The organism is Halorientalis brevis (assembly GCF_042678165.1).
GTDB lineage: Archaea > Halobacteriota > Halobacteria > Halobacteriales > Haloarculaceae > Halorientalis > Halorientalis brevis.
In genome coordinates this window covers 215,075-233,260 of sequence record NZ_JBHUDJ010000015.1, presented here as the reverse complement: position 1 = coordinate 233,260, position 18,186 = coordinate 215,075, and the positions used below count along the sequence as shown (strand labels likewise).

Here is an 18,186-nt window from a genome sequence, read left to right as displayed (position 1 = left end):
TGTTCCATTCGTCGCACCGGTGAGTGTTACTTTGATGCACTCTTCTCGACGCACAGTCACCGCGTCATGACCGGCGTTTCGGCCCGTTCGAGGATGCGTGCCGTGACGCTGCCGAGCAATCGGTCCGTCGTTGCGCTCAGCCCACGTGTGCCGACGACGATCAGGTCGGCCTCCACCCCGTCGGCGAACGCGAGGATCTCCTCGTCAGGCCGGCCCCGCAACACGTCGGCGTCGACTGGGAGGTTCCGTTCGCGAGCCAGGTCGGCGATGGTCTCCGTCGCTTTCTGGCCGCCCTCCTTGAGTAGGCCGACGATACTCCGTGGCGCGTCTTCCAGGTCGTACGTCTCTGTATCGACGACGTAGATCACGTGCACGTCGGCGCCGTAGTGCTCGGCGATTTCGAGGGCCGGTTCTGCCGCGCGCGCTGCCTCGTCGCTTCCGTCGGTCGCGATGACGACGTGATCGTACATTCCGTAGCCCGTCGGGAGGTCCGTCACGTCGCCGTCGAGGCGGACGGTCATGATCGGCACGTCGCCCAGTGTGATGACGCGCTCGGTCGTACTGCCGAGACGGGCGCGCTCGTGGCCGGTCCACCCCTGCGTGCCCATGACGATCAGATCCACGTCGTGTTCGTCGGCGTATTCCCGGATCGCCTCGTGGGGAACGCCTTCCCGGACCGCCTCGACGACGTCGACCCCGAGTTTCTGGCCGTGTTCGTCGACGGTCTGCGTGGCCGCCCGACTGCGCGTGCGCGCTTTCTCCCGGAACTCCGCGCGGTTGGCGTCGGACACCCCAGGCGGTTCGGCCCCGGTATCGACGACCGAGAGCGCGTGAAGCGTCGCGTCGGTCGCGCGAGCCAGGTCGAGTGCGCGAGCGATCGCTTCCGCCGCGCCGGCACTCCCGTCCGTGGGAAGCAGAATTGTCTGGTACATGTCGACCGGTACCGTCTACCACACCAGGGCCCAAAGTAATCCCGCCGACGCGCGTGCCCAGTTCGGAAACGGTCGCCAACCCACTGGTGACTACACTTTTGGGCTGCTTCGTGGAGAGGTCGACTATGGCACCGACGCGACTCTCGCGACAGGACTTGCTCCGCACGTTCGCTCTCGGGATCGGATCTGTCGCTCTCAGCGTCCTGTTGCGCCGATTCGATCGCGCCGCAGCCCAGCAGGGCGGCAACCGGATCAGACTCCCTGAACCGTCACGGGAGGGCGACACGTCCGTCGAAGCAGCGATCTCGGCTCGCCGCTCCAGACGGTCCTACAGGCGGGACCCGCTCGATCTCGCGACTGTCAGCCAACTGCTGTGGGCGGCGCAGGGGATCACCGAGCCGTCGACGGGCCATCGGGCCGCCCCGAGCGCCGGAGCGACGTATCCGCTCGAACTGTACGTCGTCGTGGGCGACCCCGGCGTCGCAGGACTCGATGCCGGCGTCTACCGCTACGACGTGGAGAGACACGGACTCGAACGGCTTGCGACGGGCAACCGACAGTCGGACTTGCGTGCGGCCGCACTCGATCAGGAATGGGTCGGACAGGGCGCGATCGACGTGGTGGTCTGTGCCGACGACGAGCGGACGACGGCGAAGTACGGGCCTCGCGGGAAAGAACGCTACGTGCCGATGGAAGCCGGGCACGTCGGGGAGAATCTGTACTTGCAGGCGGAGTCGCTCGACCTCGCGATGGTCACCGTCGGCGCATTTCGCGACGAGCGCGTCCGCGAACTGGTGGACGCACCCCAAGCCCAACGGCCGCTCTACGTCATTCCTATCGGCGCGCGAACGTAACGACGGACCGAGGGACGACTCGTTCCGTGCTCGGCGCCATCCTGTTTTTGTGCCTCGGCGTCGAAGGGAACTGGGGACGACCGCCGACGTCCCCGGGATCGGCATGACGCACACGATCGAAATCAGTGACGAACTCAGAGACCGGCTCGATCTACAGCTAGAGGAAGACGAGACCTACGAGGAACTCATCGCGGAGTTGCTGGCGATGTACGAAACGGAAGGCACGTTCCTGCAAGAGGGGTACTCGGAGTAACAGACCCCTTACCCGCGGTTCGATGGGAATTCTATGCAGGCCCGACCCAGTGCCCGGTCCGGGACAGCCGAGCTGACCACTTGACCGAGAGGCGCTTGACGTGTCCGACGAGGAGACGCGTGTGTGCAGTAAACTGCTGACTGTACAGACCCTGTCTGGAGTCGTCTGGTGGCGGCTTCGTCGTGCTCTCGTTGCTCGGCTCCGTGCTCTCCGCGCTCGGCCTGGGGGTGGCTACGGCGCTCTCGCATACCATCGGACGCCCTGACGCCCTCGGAGGCTGGTTGATGACTCACTCCTGGTGACTCAGTTTCTGTCACACGAGCCGTGACACTTCCTTATTCGTCCTGCTGGTGTATGTGAGGGTATGGACTTTGCAGTCGCAGTCGACGGCTCAGAGCAAAGTGAGCGAACGCTCGACTACGCGTTCGAACTCGGCGAGGCGATGAGCCACGCCCCTTCGATCACGGCGGTCCACGTGGTCGACCCGGACGTCTACACCGAAGGCGGGATCGAACCCGTCGCCGACCTCGCCGACGCGGAGCGACGCCTCATCATCGAGAACATCGCGGACGCCGAAGACAGAGGCCAGGGAATCCTCGACGACGCAGTGGCGTTCGCAGCCGACCGCGACGTGGAACTGAGGACCGAACTGCTCTACGGCGATCCGGTCGAACAGCTCTCGGATGTCGCGAGTGCGGAGGGCTTCGACGCGCTCTTCGTCGGTCACCGGGGCCACTCCGAACACGCCGAGCGCTTCCTGGGCAGCGTTGCGAAAGGCCTCGTCGAACGCTCGGACGTCCCCGTCACGGTCGTCCGATGACGCCGCCCTCTGAACGTCGCCGCCGATTGAAAGGTGGAAATAGATAAGTCCAGATGTGTGGTATAGGATACCATGGCGGGAATTTTACTTGCCACTGACGGGAGCCAGCACGCGATGCAGGCAGGCGAGCAGGCCATCCAACTCGCGCGCGAGCGGGACGTGCCGCTCCACGTGCTCTGTGTCGTCGATCGACGCGAGTACGGGGAGGTGGCGCTCAGCACGAGCGAACTGGCCTGTATTCAGGCGGAGGACCACGGGCACGAGTGCGTCGCAGCGGTCGCTGATCAGGCCAACAAGCAGGGTCTCGACGTCGAGACGGACGTGTGCCACGGGATTCCCGAACGGGACATCGTGGCGTACGCGAACGAAATCGACGCGGACGCGATCGTCGTGGGAAAACACGGCGACCACCGCGAGCATCTCGGCGGGGTCGGACGAAACGTGAAAGCCGACAGTGACCACCGGACGATCGTCGTCTCTCCCGGCCCAGCCTGAGCCCGAACTGGGCCGTCCGATTTCTCCTGCCTCCCCGATTGTGACTCACTGAGTGCCGTGAGTGTGATCAGCAGGCGATGGAAGATGGCGGACTCCCTCCGACAAAAGATTTAAATACTAGAATCGATTACTCTACGTTAGTAACGGTCGTGAGGGGCTGACAAACGTCTCAACCCCGGAGACCATTTTTCGATCATGAGTCAGATAACACTCGACACGGAGAGCGAACAGACGCGAACGGTGGTGAACGAACAGGAAAGGGCGGACCAGCAAGCGGCGGACCGACAGCAGTGTCCGGAGTGCGGTGGACGGGTAGTGGCCGACGACGAGCACGCCGAGACGGTGTGCTCCGAGTGTGGACTCGTCGTCGCGGAAGACGAGATCGACCGCGGGCCGGAGTGGCGCGCGTTCGATTCCAAAGAGCGCGACGAGAAGGCTCGCGTCGGGGCGCCGACGACGAAACTGATGCACGACAAGGGACTGTCGAGCCAGATCGGCTGGCAGAACAGGGACGCCGGCGGGAACTCGCTGAGTTCCCGGCAGCGTCGGCGCGTCCAGCGGATGCGCACCTGGGACGAGCGGTTCCGCACCCGGGACCACCAGGAGCGCAACCTGAAGCAGGCGCTCGCCGAAATCGAGCGGATGGGGAGCGCGCTCGGGCTCTCGAAGGACGTCCGCGAGACCGCGTCGGTCATCTACCGTCGGGCGCTCGACGAGGACTTGCTGCCGGGGCGGTCCATCGAAGGCGTCGCGACGGCAGCGGTTTACGCCGCGGCACGCCAGATGAACGCACCGCGGAGTCTCGACGAGGTCGCGGCCGTGAGCCGCGTCGACGAAGTCGAGTTCAAGCGGACGTACCGCTACGTCGTCCGAGAACTCGGCCTCGCGGTCGAGCCGGCGAACCCCCAGGAGTACGTCGGGCGGCTCGCGTCGGAACTCGACGTCAGCAACGAACTCGATCGGACGGCGCGTGACGTCCTCCGGACCGCCGAGGGAACGAACGCGTTCTCCGGGAAGAGTCCGCTCGGCCTCGCGGCCGCAGCGATCTATGCAGCGGGACGGGTGATCGACGAGCGACTCACCCAGGAGGCCGTCAGCGAGGCCGCCGACGTGAGTACCGTTACGATCCGCAACCGGTACCAGGAACTGCTCGCGGTCTACGAGGACCGGCAGACTGCGGGAACGGCCGACGAGTCGGAGACGGACGCTCAGTCGGCCGCGGCCGCGTAAGCGGTTAATTGGGCCGAGCGGCGCGCTCCGGGTCGCTCCGCTGCTTGCAGATCAGGGCCGGGGACTCGGTTTTTTCGCGCTGGCTGTGGAACCTGGGTTCGGTGGAGCCAATGCAACTCGAAGGGTCGACAGCCATCGTCACGGGCGGGTCGTCAGGCATCGGGAAAGCGATCGCGACTGCGTACGTCGACGCCGGTGCGGACGTCGTCATCGCGAGTCGAACCGCGGAGGACGGCACGGCCGTCGCCGAGGAGCTCGGATGTCGCTACGTCCAGACGGACGTCGCCGAGTACGACCAGGTCGAGGCGCTCGTCGAGGCGACCGTCGAGGAGTTCGACTCGCTGGACGTGATGGTGAACAACGCGGGCATCCCGAGCAGTTCGAAGGTCGGAGACATGGAGCTGTCCGAGTGGCGAACGGTGATTCGCGTCAACCTCGACGGCGTCATGCACGGGACCAAAGCCGCCCTGCCACAGCTCATCGAGACCGACGGCTGCATCGTCAACATGGCCTCGATCTACGGGCTGGTCGGCGGCAAGGGGGCTGCTGCCTACTCCGCGGCCAAGGGCGGCGTGGTGAACTTCACACAGCAGGTCGCCGTCGACTACGCCGCTGACGGGGTTCGCGTCAACAGCATCTGCCCCGGCTTCGTCGAGACGCCGATGACCGAATCGCTCCTCGAGACGGAGTGGTTCTACACGTTCTTGCAGGACGAGACGCCGATGGATCGTCCGGCACAACCCGAAGAGATCGCCCCCCTCGCCGTGTTCCTCGCCTCTGACGGGGCGTCCTACCTCACCGGCGCGAACATCCCGGTCGACGGCGGGTGGACGGCGCACTGAGCCGTCACGACGCTGCGCGTCGGGGCGAGACCGAATCGGTTCCAGCGCCTCCAAAGAAACAGCCGGTCAGCTCCCCTGCATCTCGGACCCCGACGACCGTGACAATGACCACCGCCGGGGTTATTGACCTCCTCCTCCGCGTGAACGCGGAGGAATCCCACCACGGGATTTCAGGCCCAGCGAAGCTGCCTGTTGGTTTCAAGACGCATACGTTCCACGCGTCTCCTGCTGGGTTTCAGCATCGTCCCCAGAAATCGGAGATTTCTGGTGTGCGAACGAATCGCTGCGCGATTCGTTAACGGCGTGGCTGTCTTGTGGCACGGTCAAAGAGGTCGTTCGAAAATCGTAGATTTTCGTGATCACGAGAGACGGAGTCTCTCGGACGACCCCATCCGTAGCCGAGTCATCGTCACCGGCCTTCTGCCGGGAAGTCCGGTCGCTTCGGCGGTGACTCTCTCCACTACGGTAGCGGTCTGCAATGTTTATCGCCCCGTTCACGTCGGCTTGGTACTCACTGACCCAACAACCGTCGTTCGAGCATCGGAACGTCGCCTGTCGTGGTCGGTAGCCGTGTTCACCGCAGGCGTGGCACGCCTTCGACGTGTTCCGGGGATTCACCGTCTCGACGGGAATCCCCTTTTCGGCGGCTTTGTAGCGAATCTGTGCGTGGAGCTTCGCAAAGCCCCATCCGTGCAACCGCCGGTTCATGTACTCGCCGTAGTTCATGTTCTCGCGGATGTCCGTCAAGTCTTCCAGCACCAACACTGGATTCTCGATAGACTCAGCGTAGTCCACGACCTCGCGGGTCACACGGTGGAACACATCGTCAATCTGGTCCCACAGTGCGTCACCGTAAGACTCTGCGATTCGCTCACTGACGCGCTTCTGAAGGCGTCTCTTGGCGGTGAAGTAGGTTTTGCGGAGCCGACGAACGGCCTTGCCGTCGTCGGCCCACAGGCGGGGGCGAACAGGAGAACCGCACTCGTCGCGGTGACACACCGTGACGAGACTCGCTTCTCCAATGTCTACGCCTATCGGCGTCCTGTCGAGCGGAGTGAGACAGGGCTCGGTAGTCGAGGCCTGTGAGTCTGGCGGCGTCCGCTCGTCGGCGGACGCCTCAGATTGGTCCTCCACGTTGCGAGTGGCAGTGACGTGGAGATACCACGTCCCATCCCGCTCGAACAACCGACTTTCTCCCATTTCGGCGTCGTCTGCGTACAACGCTTCGAGCCACTCCCGCTGTTCGGGATTGGCGCGTGCCGGGATCCAGAGGTGGTAATCCTCGTGGTGTGGAATTTTGACGTACCACTCGATCGCGTTCTGTGGCTGGTGATCGAGTTGGAGTCCTTCGTTGGTGAACCGTACCGGGTGGTCGTCGTGAAGTTCGTCGGCGTCGTAGCTGTTCCCACAGAGTTGTGGGACGTACTTCTTGAGGGCGTTTTTCGCATAGCCGCTCAGGTCGTACTCGACAACCACATCGTTGGCCGCTGACTGTGTGTCACAGCCAGCGGCGAACGCGGCTTGCAGCGCCCGCTGGTACGCGTCCTGTGTCTCACGAAGCTTCTGTCGCTTGTGAGCGTTCGGGTCCACAAGCTTCAGTTCAAGCGTCTTCGTGAGTTCACCCATCCTTGCCGTACTCCATTTTTCGATTGGAATCGATATATAGCTCAGCCACCCAGAGTGAAAGTGAAACGGTGGGAAATCCAGCACTGCACTAGAACGGTGAATTGTCACACTCTGCTGTCCGCTCGACCCCCGCCTGTTCGCTCCTCGGTTCCGACTGGTGTCGGAACACTCGTCACTCACGGGAAGGCGGGGGTATGCGCTCGTATCTCTATCACGTTCCGTCCGGCCGAGACGACGTAGCGACCCGCCGAGTCAGCGGTTCCGTCGGCGGGACGACGGGGTCTCACACCCTTCGGAGTCAGTGGCCTCAGGGTTCGGTGTTGACCTCTTTTCGTCCCGTCAGCGCGTCGGGTTCCAGGTGGAAATCACGGAAGGTGATCTCCTCGCGCGGCTGATCGAAGATGTCCACTTCCGGAATGTTCACGGCCCACATCCCCTGGACGGCACTCGAATCGTACGGCATGTCGGTCACCTCTTCGAGCGTCCCGGTTGCGACGATGCTCCGCCACCCGTCGGGCGTTTTCGAGTGGGTGGCGAAGGACACCGGATTGTCGATCACGTCAGGTTTCCCGGTGTCGGGCGGGAAGGCGAGGCTGAAGTAGAAACTGGTCGAGTGCACGTCGTAGCCGTACGACACCGGGAGTAACCACGGCGGGTCCTCGCCCGGCGTCGAAAACGACAACACGCCGATGCCGCCGTTCCCGAGAAAGTCGTCTCGTTCCGCTTGAGTCATCTGGACCCATCGAAGCCCCTGCATACATTAGTAGTTGCCACGGCAAGTGATAACACCTTGCTCGATACCGTCGCCGTCAGTGACATTCGATGGGACCGACCTGAACGAACACCCGAGATATCGACGGAGATGACTGGTTTTCTCGGCCCCTGTTTGCGCTCACACCGTCACGGCTTTGCCCATTCGTGCCGTGGTAATCGTGCGCATGGAGTCTTACGAACAGGCCTATCTGGAAATGATAGTCGAGAACATGGCGGCGAGCATGGCCAACTGTATGCGCGACGGCGTCGTCGACTTCGAGATGGTCGCCGGACCGGATCACCTCACCGATCGCGGTCGGTTGTGGGTCTGTGGGTACATGACGAGCCGACTCTCGATGATTCGTGCCGGCACGCACGGCAATCCGAACCTGTCGACCGCTGATCTTACCCGTCTGAAGGACCTCGTTGAACAGCACGAATCCGCAATTGCAGCGGAGTTGTACTCGTAACGCCGCAACCCCCGCTGCCGATCACCCCCATGCTGCCGACACACACTCGGATAATGACGTACAACGTCCGGTACCCGAACCCGGACGACGGTGAGAACACCTGGGACCGACGGCGAGCGCACGTCGCGACGACGATTCGAATGCAACTCCCCGACCTCGTCGGCCTGCAGGAGGCGTTCCCGGCCCAACTCGACGACCTCCGCGAGATGCTACCGGAGTTCAGCTGGCTCGACGCCGGCCGTTCCGGTGACGACGTCGCTGGCGAGTACATCCCCATCGGGTACCGTACCAGTCGGTTCGACGTGGAAGCGGAGGGTTCGTTTTACCTCTCGGAGACGCCCGACGTGCCGGGCCCCGGCTGGGACGCGTCACTCCCCCGACTCGTCAAATACGCGCAGTTCCGCGATCTGACGACAGACGAGGGATTCGTCCACGTCAACACGCACTTCGACCACCGTGGCGCGACTGCCCGCGTCGAAAGTGCCGCCTTGCTACGGCAGCGACTCGCCGATCTGGCGCCGGTCGAACCCGTTGTCCTCACCGGAGACTTCAACTGCCGCCCGTCCTCCAGGCCGTATCGGGTTCTCACTGCCGAGATGGACGCTGGTCGGTCGCTGGCTGATACGGCCGAACTGTCTCAGACGCCCGCCCACGGACCGACGACCAGCATGACGGACTTCACGAACCTCATCCCGGACAAGAAGATCGATCACGTGCTGGTCTCCCCAGACATCGAGGTCCTCCAACAAGGGACGTGTTCCGACATGTACGACAACGGGCGCTTCCCGTCGGATCATCTGCCCGTCATCGCTGACGTGTCCTTCCCCGGCGAGGTGTGACTGTCCGGCTGGCAATCGGAACGGCGAGCCCACCAGCAGACACCGACCACGGCACCGAGGAACCCGGCAACGAGGTCGGCCAGCTCGGGTTTCCGTCCGGGCACCCATCGCTGGACCGTCCCGGTGACGACGCCGAGCGCCGTCGAGTATCCAACGCCGAGCGCTGCTGGTCGCCACGTCTCACGCCGGTCGCCCCGAAGCGCGCGAGCCAGGGCGATCGCCAGGCTCCCGTGCCCCAGAAAGTGGAGGAACTTGTCCGGACCGATCCGGCTGAACTCGGGGCGACGCCGGAGTGGTAACGGAAGCACGGAGCCGACGACCAGGGACAGGGCGACCAGTGCAACCGAAATCCAGCGGTTCTCGGACGGGGCGTACAGGCACTCCATGGGTGTTCTTTCGCGCGAGAACCACTTGGGTCTCGGGTTCCCGAAGTCACGGCTCCGTGAGCGCCCTCATTGACTGTTCCAGTCGCTCCGAGATGTCGTCTGTGGTGTTTGCCGTCTGGCAGACCTTCTTGACCGTCCGTGTGGAACTGACAGCCGACGCCGGTCACGCGACCGACGGGAGACGTCACTCGTGAACTGGCCAGGACAGGCAGTCGTCGATCGCGTCCCCTCGTCCGTTCGACTTCTGGGAGCGACAGCGACGACGATCTTCCTCTTCCTGTTTGCTGTGCAGTTACTGGGAACGACGACGACCGCTGCAGCGCCGACGCTCAGGCGGCTCCTGACGCGGATCGTCGTCGGTGATAGCTCTGCCCTCGGGTTGAGCTGGCTCGCTGCGTACGGCCTCGGAAACGGGTCGGTGGTGGCTGCGCTCGCGCTCTCGCTGTTCAGCGCCGGCCTGGTGTCGACGTCGGAGCTGCTTCTCATGGTCGCCGGGTCGCGGCTCGGCGCGGCTGCGATCGTCGTCTTCATCGGCGCGCTGGACTACCTGCAGAAACATCGGTACTCGTTGCAGGAAGGCGTGAGCATGGGACTGCTCGCGTTTCTGTTGACGCACTCGATCTACGTGCCGGTGACCGTCATCGGCTACCTCCTGTATCCCATCGTGACGGACCCGGCCAGGGGCGTCGGCACGGTCCCGTCCCTCGAGAGCGACTCGCTGACGATCTTCGCAGCGGCCACCGACGTCGTCACCGAGACCATCGGTGCCGCACCCGCGTTTCTGCTCGCGGTCGCGATCCTCTTCGGCAGCCTCCAGCTGTTCGATCGCGTCCTCGGGCGGATCGAGACGTCCGTGATACGCACCCATCTGTTCCGCCACTTCGAGCGCACGTGGCTCTCGTTCGCCATCGGATTGCTCATCACCACCGTGACGACGAGCGTCGCCTTCTCGCTGGGCGTGATCGTCCCGCTGTACAATCGAGACTACGTGACGCGGGAGGAGCTCATGCCGTACGTGCTCGGGGCGAACATCGGGACGCTCTTCGACGCCCTACTCGTGGCGGTCATCCTGGCCAACCCGGTCGGCGTTGCGACCGTCCTGTTACTGTTGGTGACTGCGACCGGTGTGACCCTGCTCGCCCTCGCCAGGTACGAGTGGTACGCGTGGGCGATCGAATCGATCGACAACGTCCTGCTCGAGGATCGCCGTGCCTTCGTCGCGTTCGTTGTCTCGCTGGTGCTGGGCCCGCTGGCGCTGGTCGTCGTTCCCCTCGCAGTCGGGTAACCGCCAGGGAGCCATCCTGGACATAGCTATTAGCTGTCGAACCGAATACGTCCGAGCATGGTCGACACCGTGGCCCACGTCCTGGTCCCGACCGACGGCTCGCCACTCTCCCGGGAGGCGCTGGACTACGCCATGACCGTGCATCCGACCGCCCGGCTCACCCTGCTCCACGTCGTCGATTACGTCGAGGAGATCACCGTCGCCGAAGCGCTCATCGGGTTCGAGGAACTCCACAAACGGGCGACCAGCCGGGCGGAGGACCTCCTCGAGCGGGAAGCGGCCCGCGCCAGCGAGCACGACGGCGACGTAATCACCGAGTTCGTCTTCGGCGAACCGTCCCGAGAGATCAGCGACTACGCCGCCGACCACGACGTGGACCTCGTCGTCATCGGATCACACGGGCGCACTGGGCTCTCGCGCGTCCTGCTCGGAAGCGTCGCCCAGCGAGTCCTCCAGCGAGCGCCCGTGCCGGTCACGGTCATCAGGTAACGCGCGAACAGAGCGCCCACGGGACCGCGTCCCTCCAGCCCCGCTGGGCTTTTTCCCGTTCCCGTGGTAACGAGTGCATGGTCACTGATAGCGGCTCTGCACCTCGATTCGCGGACCGGCACGACGCGGGGCAACAGTTGGCTGCAGAACTGCAGGATCACGGCGTCATCGCGGATCTCGTGGTGGCGATTCCACGCGGCGGCCTCCCGCTCGGCCGCGAAGTCGCGGACGTTCTCGACTGTCCGCTCGACGTCGTCGTCGCGTCGAAGATCGGTGCGCCGGGGAATCCGGAACTCGCCATCGGCGCCGTCGCAAGCAACGGCAGCGCCTGGCTCGCGTCGGACACGATCGCCAGACTCGGCGTGGATCAGGAGTACATCGACCGCGAGCGGGAACAGGAAGCCGAGGTCGCACGCGAGAAAGCCGAGCGATACCGCAATGGCGGCGACCTCCCGGAGATGGAGGGCAAACGCGTCGTCGTCGTCGACGACGGCGTCGCCACGGGATCGACCGCGAAAGCCGCCCTCCGACAGGTCCAGGCTGCCGGTGCCGAGCACGTCGTCCTCGCCGTGCCCGTCGGCCCACCTGACACGATCACCGAACTCGATGCCGAGGCGGATCAGATCGTTTGCATCGACACCCCGTCGTCGTTCGGGGCAGTCGGTCGCTTCTACGATCGCTTCGATCAGGTGAGCGACGAGGAGGCGATCGCGTACCTGAGTGACGACGGGGAAGACCCGGCCTGAGCGCCACCAACGATGCTCGTCCCCACATCCGACGCCCGTGATCGACAGATCAAGCACGGCAACTAGCAGGCGCTCTCCCGGCAGTGGGGAGTCTCGCTCTCGAGAACAGAGTCCGGCCGGCTGACGTCCGGCACGTGTCGTCGTGCTGGTCCGCTCAACTCGTCACTCTGGTTAGCTACACGCTTTAGGATACCCGACTCGAACCGTCACAGGTAGTGGTCGACACTCCTGCGACCGGTCACCGTGTGAACGCCGGGATGGGATGGTTCTCAACTGGTGTCGTGGCACTGGCAGCCATCGAGAGCGTTCGTGCAGATGCGCTCCTCTGGGGAGTGTTCTCGGTCCTCGTCGCCATCGTCGTCTCGATCCCGGCGCTGACGACAGGGGAGTGGACGGCGATGGTTCCGTGGCCGCTCGTCTCGGTTGCAGCCGTCGCAGTGACTGCCCGTGCCGTCGGGGTCTCTCCCGACGCCGCAGGCTACTTGGCCATCGCGATGCTCGCGCTGGTGATCGTCGTCGAACTCGACGCGTTCACGTCGATCGAACTCGGCCGCCGGTTTGCCGTGGTGTTCGGCGTCTTGACAGCCATGGCGATCGAGGCGCTCTGGATCATCGCCCAGTTTTACTCCGACCGCTGGCTCGGAACCGACTTTCTGAGCACGCAGACGGAGCTCCAGCTGGACATCGTCAGCGTCACCGTAATGAGCGTCGTCGTCGGATCGCTGGTGTACTGGTATCTCGTTCGATTCGAGTCGGCAGGAATCGTTGACCGATCAGCCCAGGGAGTGAAGTCTGAATGACGCTCGGCGACGCAGTGGGACTGTCGGACTCGCAGGAGCGACGCATCACCAGGGGGCTGCAACTCGTGCTGGGCGGCGTCGTGCTCGCAGGACTGGTGACGACACAGGTCGGGATGGCCGTCACAGGCAGTCTCACACTCGGGGTCACGCTCTTTCCGGCGCTGCTGCGTCGAGAGTACGGCTACTCGATGGATCCCGGGCTGGTCCTCTGGATCACGATCGCCATGATCCTCCACACGATCGGCTCACTGGGGGTCTACGAGCAGTACCAGTGGTACGACGAGGTGACCCACACGGCGTCGGCGACGATTATCGCTGGTGTGGGGTACGCCTCCTTTCGCGCACTGGAACGCCACTCCGACGCCATCGACGTTCCCTCCGAGTTTCGAGCGGTGTTTATCGTCGTGTTCGTCCTGGCGACGGGCGTCTTCTGGGAGGTCATCGAGTACGTCCTGGGTGGATACGTGACCGTGTATGGCATCGACGACATCGTGACGGATTTCGTGTTCAACGCGGTCGGCGCAGTGATCGTGGCGGTGTGGGGGACCGGGTACGTCCGTAATCTCACCGGGTTCTTCTACGATCGACTGCGGTGACGCCCGGTCCCGACTCGGAAGCTACCGTGTTTCCAGGAGCAGTGGGACCGCAACGCTATCGCTCGCGATGCCGACGAGGAACAGGACCAAGAGAAACAGTCCCATGAGGAATACCAGGATCGTCTCAGGCTCCATGTGTGTATTCGGTGATCGTGTTGCTATCGACGGGGCGTTTCGATCTGTCTCGGTCGATTGCCTCGGTGACCGTGCGTGGCACTAGTGGTCGAAGTCGCAAAAACGTCCAGCATACGCTGTCGTGGAAATTCCGGGTCGGAGACTGGTGTATTGGGCACTGGCAACTTCGATCGTCCGACTCCGGAAATCGTTGTAGCGACGCTTCTCACGCTCGAATTGGTCGCCAGCGAGTGACAGTCTCTCGAAAATCGACGATGGGGACGTGCAACTCCCGAACGGGAGAGTCGAGCCGGGTGTCGACTCGCGCCAGTCACGTTCGCGTCACGGCTTTGTCGGTTGCCAGCGGCGCAGTCGTCGGGCTTCGAGCCGCACAAGGCTGAACCTGGCGGCACGTTCGTCGGTCGCTGCCCGTCCCTTCAGTGGAATGACTGATAGCGAGCAGACGACGGGCCAGCGGCGCCCGCGATACCGTTATTTTGATCCGTGTGGATTGTTCGAATGGGGCACGGTCCCCCGTGATTCCAGTATGACAAACTCATCCGAGGAGTCCACTGCAGATGCTGGGGAGTCGTTCACGGATCCGGAGTTCGCGACGATGCCGTTGGAGATCAGCGTCGACGAAGCGATCGACGAAGTCCACGACGCGGTAAAGGGGTTGCACGGGACGCCGACGCCGGTCGGGATCAAAGTTCGAACGACCGACGGGATGCTCGTCGCCGTCGTCCGCGAGTCCGAGCACGAGGACGACGCGGTCTCGTCCCGGTTGTCTTACCGGATCGAGCCAGCGTCCGAACTGGCGACGCGGAAAGCACAGAAAATCGCGACAGCCCTCGAACGGTTCACCACGCCGGCCGAAACTGTCCCGTCAGGGTGAAACCGCTGCCGGGCAGCGGCATGCCCGACACCCATTTATTCGCGCATCGCCAACGTATACCACGGTGAATGCCGATGTCAATGGGAACCTTCGACGAGATGGAGTTCGAACGCCGTGAGAAGTTGATCGCTGCCGTCGAGACCGAGTCTGCAGACGAACGGACGCGGTTCGAGGGTCACGTCGAGGACGAAGACGCGTCGGTCGACGAACTCCTCTCGCAGTTCAACACACTGAAAGAACAGCGGAGTGGCTGAACCACCAGAAACAGCGAGTTCGGCCCTGTACCAGGTTTGATTCTGTGTCGCGACGATCGGAGAGCCGTCAGCGAACAGCCTCCCGTGGTCAGCTCGCCCTGCCTAGTCGTCGAGAGACGAGATGAAGAGCAGATCGTCCCGCTTCAGTTCGTACCCCTCGTTAGCTTCGAAGACAGTGTAATCGAACGGCTCGGTGACGATATGATAGCCGTTGGGCGTCTCCTGTCGCCACAAAATCGACGTGACGGCCGAGAGGTCCCGCTCGAACTCGTCGGCGGTTGCGCTGGCGACGTCGTCGAGGTCGAACAGCAGGTTGGAGTCGTCTTTGCAACTGTCCGATTGGAGAACCGAGAGGAACTCGCGATCGAGTCGCGTGAACTTCCGGATCACCTCGACGTTGCCGCGAAACCGCATCTCCAGCCAGTCGTCCATGCGCTCGCGGAGTCTGAAAAACGCGGCCGTGGTGTTCCGTGCGTTCACCGAGAGGTAGAGCCGGTATCGCTCGTCGAAGCGACGCACCTCGTGACTGAGCGCCGCGACTTGCCGAGCGAGGTCGTCGGGGCTCTCGACGATCTTCCTGCTGACGGACTCAGAACTGTTCGGCACCGCCTCGTTGTCTTTCGCCCGAGCGATCGCAAGGAGTAGGTAGACTCGCTCGGCACCGAACTGGCAGTAGTCCTCGAGTGCGTCCACGTCGACTCCCATGGGCGAGTCTTCACGGAGGGGACGTATATCGCTGGTCCAGGACGGGTCGGGAGCGTCATCGACGCGAGCAGTGTCGTCGTTCCCTCTCCCTGGGGGAGCGGCCCGAATCTTCAAGAGGGGGCCGTAGGTAGAGAGTGTAACCTCCATGAGAACGGATTACGACACGTTGATGGACGACTTCGCGAGCAGGGCGAACATCGGCAATCTGGCCAACGCGGAACGTGCAGCTATCGAGACACTCCTCACGTTCGGCGAGTACATCTCGAGTACGGAGGCAGACGCGCTCGGCGTCGTGCTCCCCGGCGCGCTCGGGGACGCAGTGACCGAGTTCCGGGCAGAGTCGCCCGACGATCCATCGGTCGAGCGGTTCGTGTCGCAGGTCGCAGAGCGACAGGGGTTCGGGACGCAACCGACTGAGGCCCTCGGCCACACCCGGGCGATTCTCGCCACGATCGCCGCCCACGGTGGGCACGAGGAACTGCAGCGGACTCGCGATCAGCTCCCCGCCGAATTCGAGAGCCTCTTCGAGCCTGCCGAACTCGCCGGGTGAGGCATCTCGCAGGGGAGCCACGTCGAGTCGCTGCGAACGGTCAGTCGTCCACCGTCGTCATCGCCGCCCGTTGCAGCGAACCGCGTCACGAGGATCGAACGGGGCTATTTGTTCGCGTCAGTGAATTCCCAGCTGGTCTCGACGGGTGGCGGCGTTTGCAGCGTTTGATACACTACGCAGTATCGCTCCGTGTACGTCTGGAGAGCGGCCTGCGTCTCCGCGTCGAGGTCGCCGTCGACGGTGACTGCGAGTCGAACGTCCTCGAACCCGACCGGCACGTCGTCGTCGATGCCCATCGTCCCGCGGAGGTCCAGATCACCGCTCACCTCGACGCTGACGTCGACGTCTTCGCCGAAGTTCTTTGCGACGGCCTGGGCGGTCAACTGGGAGCAGGCCGCTAGCGCGCCGAGCAACAGGTCGCCAGAGCAGGCTGCAGCCCCTGGCCCGCCCGCTCCCTCGTGGAGTTCCGCCTCGTAGATCGACCGGCCGAGATCGACGTTGCAGGCCCGGACGTCGTCTTGCTCCTCGCCGGTCGCGGTCAGCGTGATCTGTGCCGCGTCCGGATTCTCCTCGTACTCGGTCTTCAGCGGTTCCTGCTCGTCTCGCAAGTTACTCTCTCCCATACGCATCGTTGCCTGGCCACCACCGAAAGAACACGCGGATACCGCATCCGTTCAGTACGCAGTTGGGATCACGATTGCACGCGACTCGGCTGTACGTCGAACGTAGTATCCTCCACTGGCGTAGCAGTTCGGGCACCTGGCGGGGAACATCCGCAGTTTGCATGGCTGTCAGCCAGTTGTTTATTGGTTTCTGAGGCGATGATACGGAGGGTTAACGAGGTGGGATTCTCTGGTTCGTTAGACTGCGACCGATGGTAGGCCCGCTACTTCACATACTTGGCCCACCTCGGAGCGCTTAGCGTGTCGCTGTCGAAACGATACTTATCTTCGGGTTTGAACTGGTGTCCCCGACTGCTGGCTGCCGAAAACTGAAGGCGGATACTCACGTGCTATCATTGAATTGTGGCACTGTCGAGCCTGATCCAACCTTCCAACACGGGTAGATGGGTTGGAGCGCTTCCGGCCGCACGTACTATCACGCAGCCAGCAAACGGTGCCACCAGGAATGAACGATGGTCGAAGATGAGAGCCTGGACGTGAAAGACATCCATCGTGACATCTCGCAGGTACTAACTGACGGTGATCAACGAGCCGTTTCAGCCACGATACCGCAACTGCTGAAGCTCCCTGCTGACACACAGCAGACGCTCCTTCGAAAACTCGAAACCGTCGCACAGGTGGAGCCTGCCGTTCTAGAACCCGCTGTCCCGACGCTCGAAGCGGTTCTCTCAGGGGGTGATCGCTCGGTACGGCTCACCGCGGTCAAGGTTCTCGCCACCATCGCTGCGACACAACCGAACGCAGTGGCCGACCTCAGCTCGACACTCACTGATGCCCTCTCTGACGACTTCTATTACGTCCGTGGCAGGGCTGCACAAGCACTCGGCCACGTTGCCGAAACGGCGCCCGAAGCCGTGGACACGACGACGATAATCGCACGACTGTTGAACGCCCTCTCACTGGATCGAACCGAAACTCGTCACTACGTGAGTGAAGCACTCTGTCGCATCTCCTTCGGTGATCCCGCACCACTCCGGACGATGACTAGCGATATTGCTGAGCATCTGTCTGACGAGGAGGACTTGGTTCGGTATTATTTGACGACGACGCTCGCGGTCGTCGCGACTGCTGAACCAATCTACGTGGCTGCCGTCGAACCCGAACTGAGAGACCGACTCGACGACGACGTCCCATTCGTTCGGGGCCGGGCAGCCGAAACCCTCGGACTGATTGCACGAGCGGATCCGGATGCGGTCGAGGAAGCAACTGAGTCCCTCCTGGCCTGCCGTGAAGACGGCCAGTTCGTTGCTACTCGGGCGACGTTCGCACTCCACCAACTCGACGAGTCACCACCGGAATTCGACGAAGAAATCGGGACCTATGAGACGATCGTCACTGAAACGCCCAGCATCGTCGAGGAAATTACGAGTCCTGACTCGGACGAGACGTCGTGTCCGCAGTGCGGTCAGACTTTCGGTGAGGCACACCCACCGATGTGTCCGGGCTGTGGCCGCCCCCTCATCTAACCGCTCTCGACCAGGGTTGCGCTGTCTGCTCCCGAGCGATCTGTTCACTCATAATTCTTTAGGCCAGCCTAAATTCCGGAAGTGGTATGTATGTTTAGGCGAG

The 18,186-nt window shown here is 63.3% G+C and carries 23 protein-coding genes; 17 read left to right on the top strand and 6 right to left on the bottom strand.

The features are described from left to right. Positions 1-56: 56 nt before the first annotated feature. Complete coding sequence (locus ACFR9U_RS21160; RefSeq protein WP_247380999.1) at positions 57-932, bottom strand: universal stress protein; 876 nt, start codon at positions 930-932, stop codon at positions 57-59. A gap of 125 nt (positions 933-1,057) precedes the next feature. Between ACFR9U_RS21160 and ACFR9U_RS21155 the strand changes: the two genes are divergently transcribed. From ACFR9U_RS21155 to budC, 6 genes are all read left to right on the top strand, one after another. Continuing rightward, positions 1,058-1,786: a SagB/ThcOx family dehydrogenase gene (locus ACFR9U_RS21155; protein ID WP_247381001.1), complete on the top strand. Its 729-nt coding sequence runs from the start codon at positions 1,058-1,060 to the stop codon at positions 1,784-1,786. 103 nt (positions 1,787-1,889) lie between these two features. Beyond that, complete coding sequence (locus ACFR9U_RS21150; protein ID WP_428222020.1) at positions 1,890-2,039, top strand: DUF7557 family protein; 150 nt, start codon at positions 1,890-1,892, stop codon at positions 2,037-2,039. Between the two features lie 364 nt (positions 2,040-2,403). Continuing rightward, complete coding sequence (locus ACFR9U_RS21145; RefSeq protein WP_247381005.1) at positions 2,404-2,859, top strand: universal stress protein; 456 nt, start codon at positions 2,404-2,406, stop codon at positions 2,857-2,859. Positions 2,860-2,931: 72 nt separating this feature from the next. Continuing rightward, positions 2,932-3,354: a universal stress protein gene (locus ACFR9U_RS21140; protein ID WP_247381007.1), complete on the top strand. Its 423-nt coding sequence runs from the start codon at positions 2,932-2,934 to the stop codon at positions 3,352-3,354. A gap of 195 nt (positions 3,355-3,549) precedes the next feature. Further along, the gene (locus ACFR9U_RS21135; protein ID WP_247381009.1) at positions 3,550-4,584 is read left to right on the top strand and encodes a transcription initiation factor IIB; all 1,035 of its coding nucleotides are present in this window, start codon (positions 3,550-3,552) and stop codon (positions 4,582-4,584) included. Between the two features lie 110 nt (positions 4,585-4,694). Next, positions 4,695-5,426 carry a meso-2,3-butanediol dehydrogenase gene (gene budC / locus ACFR9U_RS21130; protein ID WP_247381011.1) on the top strand — a complete coding sequence of 244 codons (732 nt, stop codon included), beginning with the start codon at positions 4,695-4,697 and terminating at the stop codon, positions 5,424-5,426. 198 nt (positions 5,427-5,624) lie between these two features. Here budC and ACFR9U_RS21125 read toward each other — a convergent pair whose 3' ends face one another. Then, entirely contained in the window at positions 5,625-7,052 is a 1,428-nt protein-coding gene (locus tag ACFR9U_RS21125) for an RNA-guided endonuclease InsQ/TnpB family protein (protein ID WP_247381013.1), read from the bottom strand. A 307-nt stretch (positions 7,053-7,359) separates the two neighbouring features. Then, entirely contained in the window at positions 7,360-7,809 is a 450-nt protein-coding gene (locus ACFR9U_RS21120) for a pyridoxamine 5'-phosphate oxidase family protein (RefSeq protein ID WP_247381015.1), read from the bottom strand. Positions 7,810-7,990: 181 nt separating this feature from the next. On the opposite strand from ACFR9U_RS21120, the gene ACFR9U_RS21115 reads away from it, so the two are divergent. Together ACFR9U_RS21115 and ACFR9U_RS21110 are read left to right on the top strand one after the other, a co-directional pair. Further along, positions 7,991-8,275 (top strand): hypothetical protein, encoded by a 285-nt coding sequence (locus ACFR9U_RS21115; protein ID WP_247381018.1) that lies wholly within the window; start codon positions 7,991-7,993, stop codon positions 8,273-8,275. Positions 8,276-8,328: 53 nt separating this feature from the next. Next, complete coding sequence (locus ACFR9U_RS21110) at positions 8,329-9,114, top strand: endonuclease/exonuclease/phosphatase family protein (RefSeq protein ID WP_247381021.1); 786 nt, start codon at positions 8,329-8,331, stop codon at positions 9,112-9,114. On the opposite strand, the gene ACFR9U_RS21105 is transcribed toward ACFR9U_RS21110, so the two are convergent. Then, on the bottom strand, positions 9,069-9,500 hold the full coding sequence (locus ACFR9U_RS21105; protein WP_345893409.1) for a VanZ family protein: 432 nt from the start codon (positions 9,498-9,500) through the stop codon (positions 9,069-9,071). The two genes, ACFR9U_RS21110 and ACFR9U_RS21105, sit on opposite strands and share 46 nt — an antisense overlap. Before the next feature lie 190 nt (positions 9,501-9,690). On the opposite strand from ACFR9U_RS21105, the gene ACFR9U_RS21100 reads away from it, so the two are divergent. From ACFR9U_RS21100 to ACFR9U_RS21070, 7 genes are all read left to right on the top strand, one after another. After that, entirely contained in the window at positions 9,691-10,785 is a 1,095-nt protein-coding gene (locus ACFR9U_RS21100) for a Na/Pi cotransporter family protein (RefSeq protein ID WP_247381027.1), read from the top strand. 57 nt (positions 10,786-10,842) lie between these two features. Continuing rightward, positions 10,843-11,274, top strand: a complete 432-nt coding sequence (locus tag ACFR9U_RS21095; protein ID WP_247381029.1) for a universal stress protein — start codon at positions 10,843-10,845, stop codon at positions 11,272-11,274. 77 nt (positions 11,275-11,351) lie between these two features. After that, positions 11,352-12,020: a phosphoribosyltransferase gene (locus ACFR9U_RS21090; RefSeq protein ID WP_247381031.1), complete on the top strand. Its 669-nt coding sequence runs from the start codon at positions 11,352-11,354 to the stop codon at positions 12,018-12,020. Positions 12,021-12,235: 215 nt separating this feature from the next. Next, positions 12,236-12,820 carry a hypothetical protein gene (locus ACFR9U_RS21085; RefSeq protein WP_247381032.1) on the top strand — a complete coding sequence of 195 codons (585 nt, stop codon included), beginning with the start codon at positions 12,236-12,238 and terminating at the stop codon, positions 12,818-12,820. Continuing rightward, positions 12,817-13,416 carry a DUF2238 domain-containing protein gene (locus ACFR9U_RS21080; protein WP_247381035.1) on the top strand — a complete coding sequence of 200 codons (600 nt, stop codon included), beginning with the start codon at positions 12,817-12,819 and terminating at the stop codon, positions 13,414-13,416. The genes ACFR9U_RS21085 and ACFR9U_RS21080 overlap by 4 nt, the downstream gene beginning before the upstream one ends. A 661-nt stretch (positions 13,417-14,077) precedes the next feature. Continuing rightward, positions 14,078-14,425 carry a hypothetical protein gene (locus ACFR9U_RS21075; RefSeq protein ID WP_247381037.1) on the top strand — a complete coding sequence of 116 codons (348 nt, stop codon included), beginning with the start codon at positions 14,078-14,080 and terminating at the stop codon, positions 14,423-14,425. 68 nt (positions 14,426-14,493) lie between these two features. Beyond that, positions 14,494-14,679 carry a DUF5786 family protein gene (locus tag ACFR9U_RS21070; protein WP_247381039.1) on the top strand — a complete coding sequence of 62 codons (186 nt, stop codon included), beginning with the start codon at positions 14,494-14,496 and terminating at the stop codon, positions 14,677-14,679. A 102-nt stretch (positions 14,680-14,781) separates the two neighbouring features. Here the strand turns inward: ACFR9U_RS21070 and ACFR9U_RS21065 are convergent, their stop codons facing one another. After that, a complete protein-coding gene (locus ACFR9U_RS21065; protein WP_247381041.1) occupies positions 14,782-15,384 on the bottom strand; it encodes a hypothetical protein in 603 nt (200 codons plus the stop codon). 145 nt (positions 15,385-15,529) lie between these two features. Between ACFR9U_RS21065 and ACFR9U_RS21060 the strand changes: the two genes are divergently transcribed. Continuing rightward, a complete protein-coding gene (locus ACFR9U_RS21060) occupies positions 15,530-15,934 on the top strand; it encodes a DUF2267 domain-containing protein (protein ID WP_247381043.1) in 405 nt (134 codons plus the stop codon). Between the two features lie 104 nt (positions 15,935-16,038). On the opposite strand, the gene ACFR9U_RS21055 is transcribed toward ACFR9U_RS21060, so the two are convergent. After that, positions 16,039-16,557: an OsmC family protein gene (locus ACFR9U_RS21055; RefSeq protein ID WP_247381045.1), complete on the bottom strand. Its 519-nt coding sequence runs from the start codon at positions 16,555-16,557 to the stop codon at positions 16,039-16,041. A 512-nt stretch (positions 16,558-17,069) separates the two neighbouring features. Between ACFR9U_RS21055 and ACFR9U_RS21050 the strand changes: the two genes are divergently transcribed. Beyond that, complete coding sequence (locus ACFR9U_RS21050; RefSeq protein WP_247381047.1) at positions 17,070-18,083, top strand: HEAT repeat domain-containing protein; 1,014 nt, start codon at positions 17,070-17,072, stop codon at positions 18,081-18,083. Positions 18,084-18,186 lie beyond the last annotated feature (103 nt).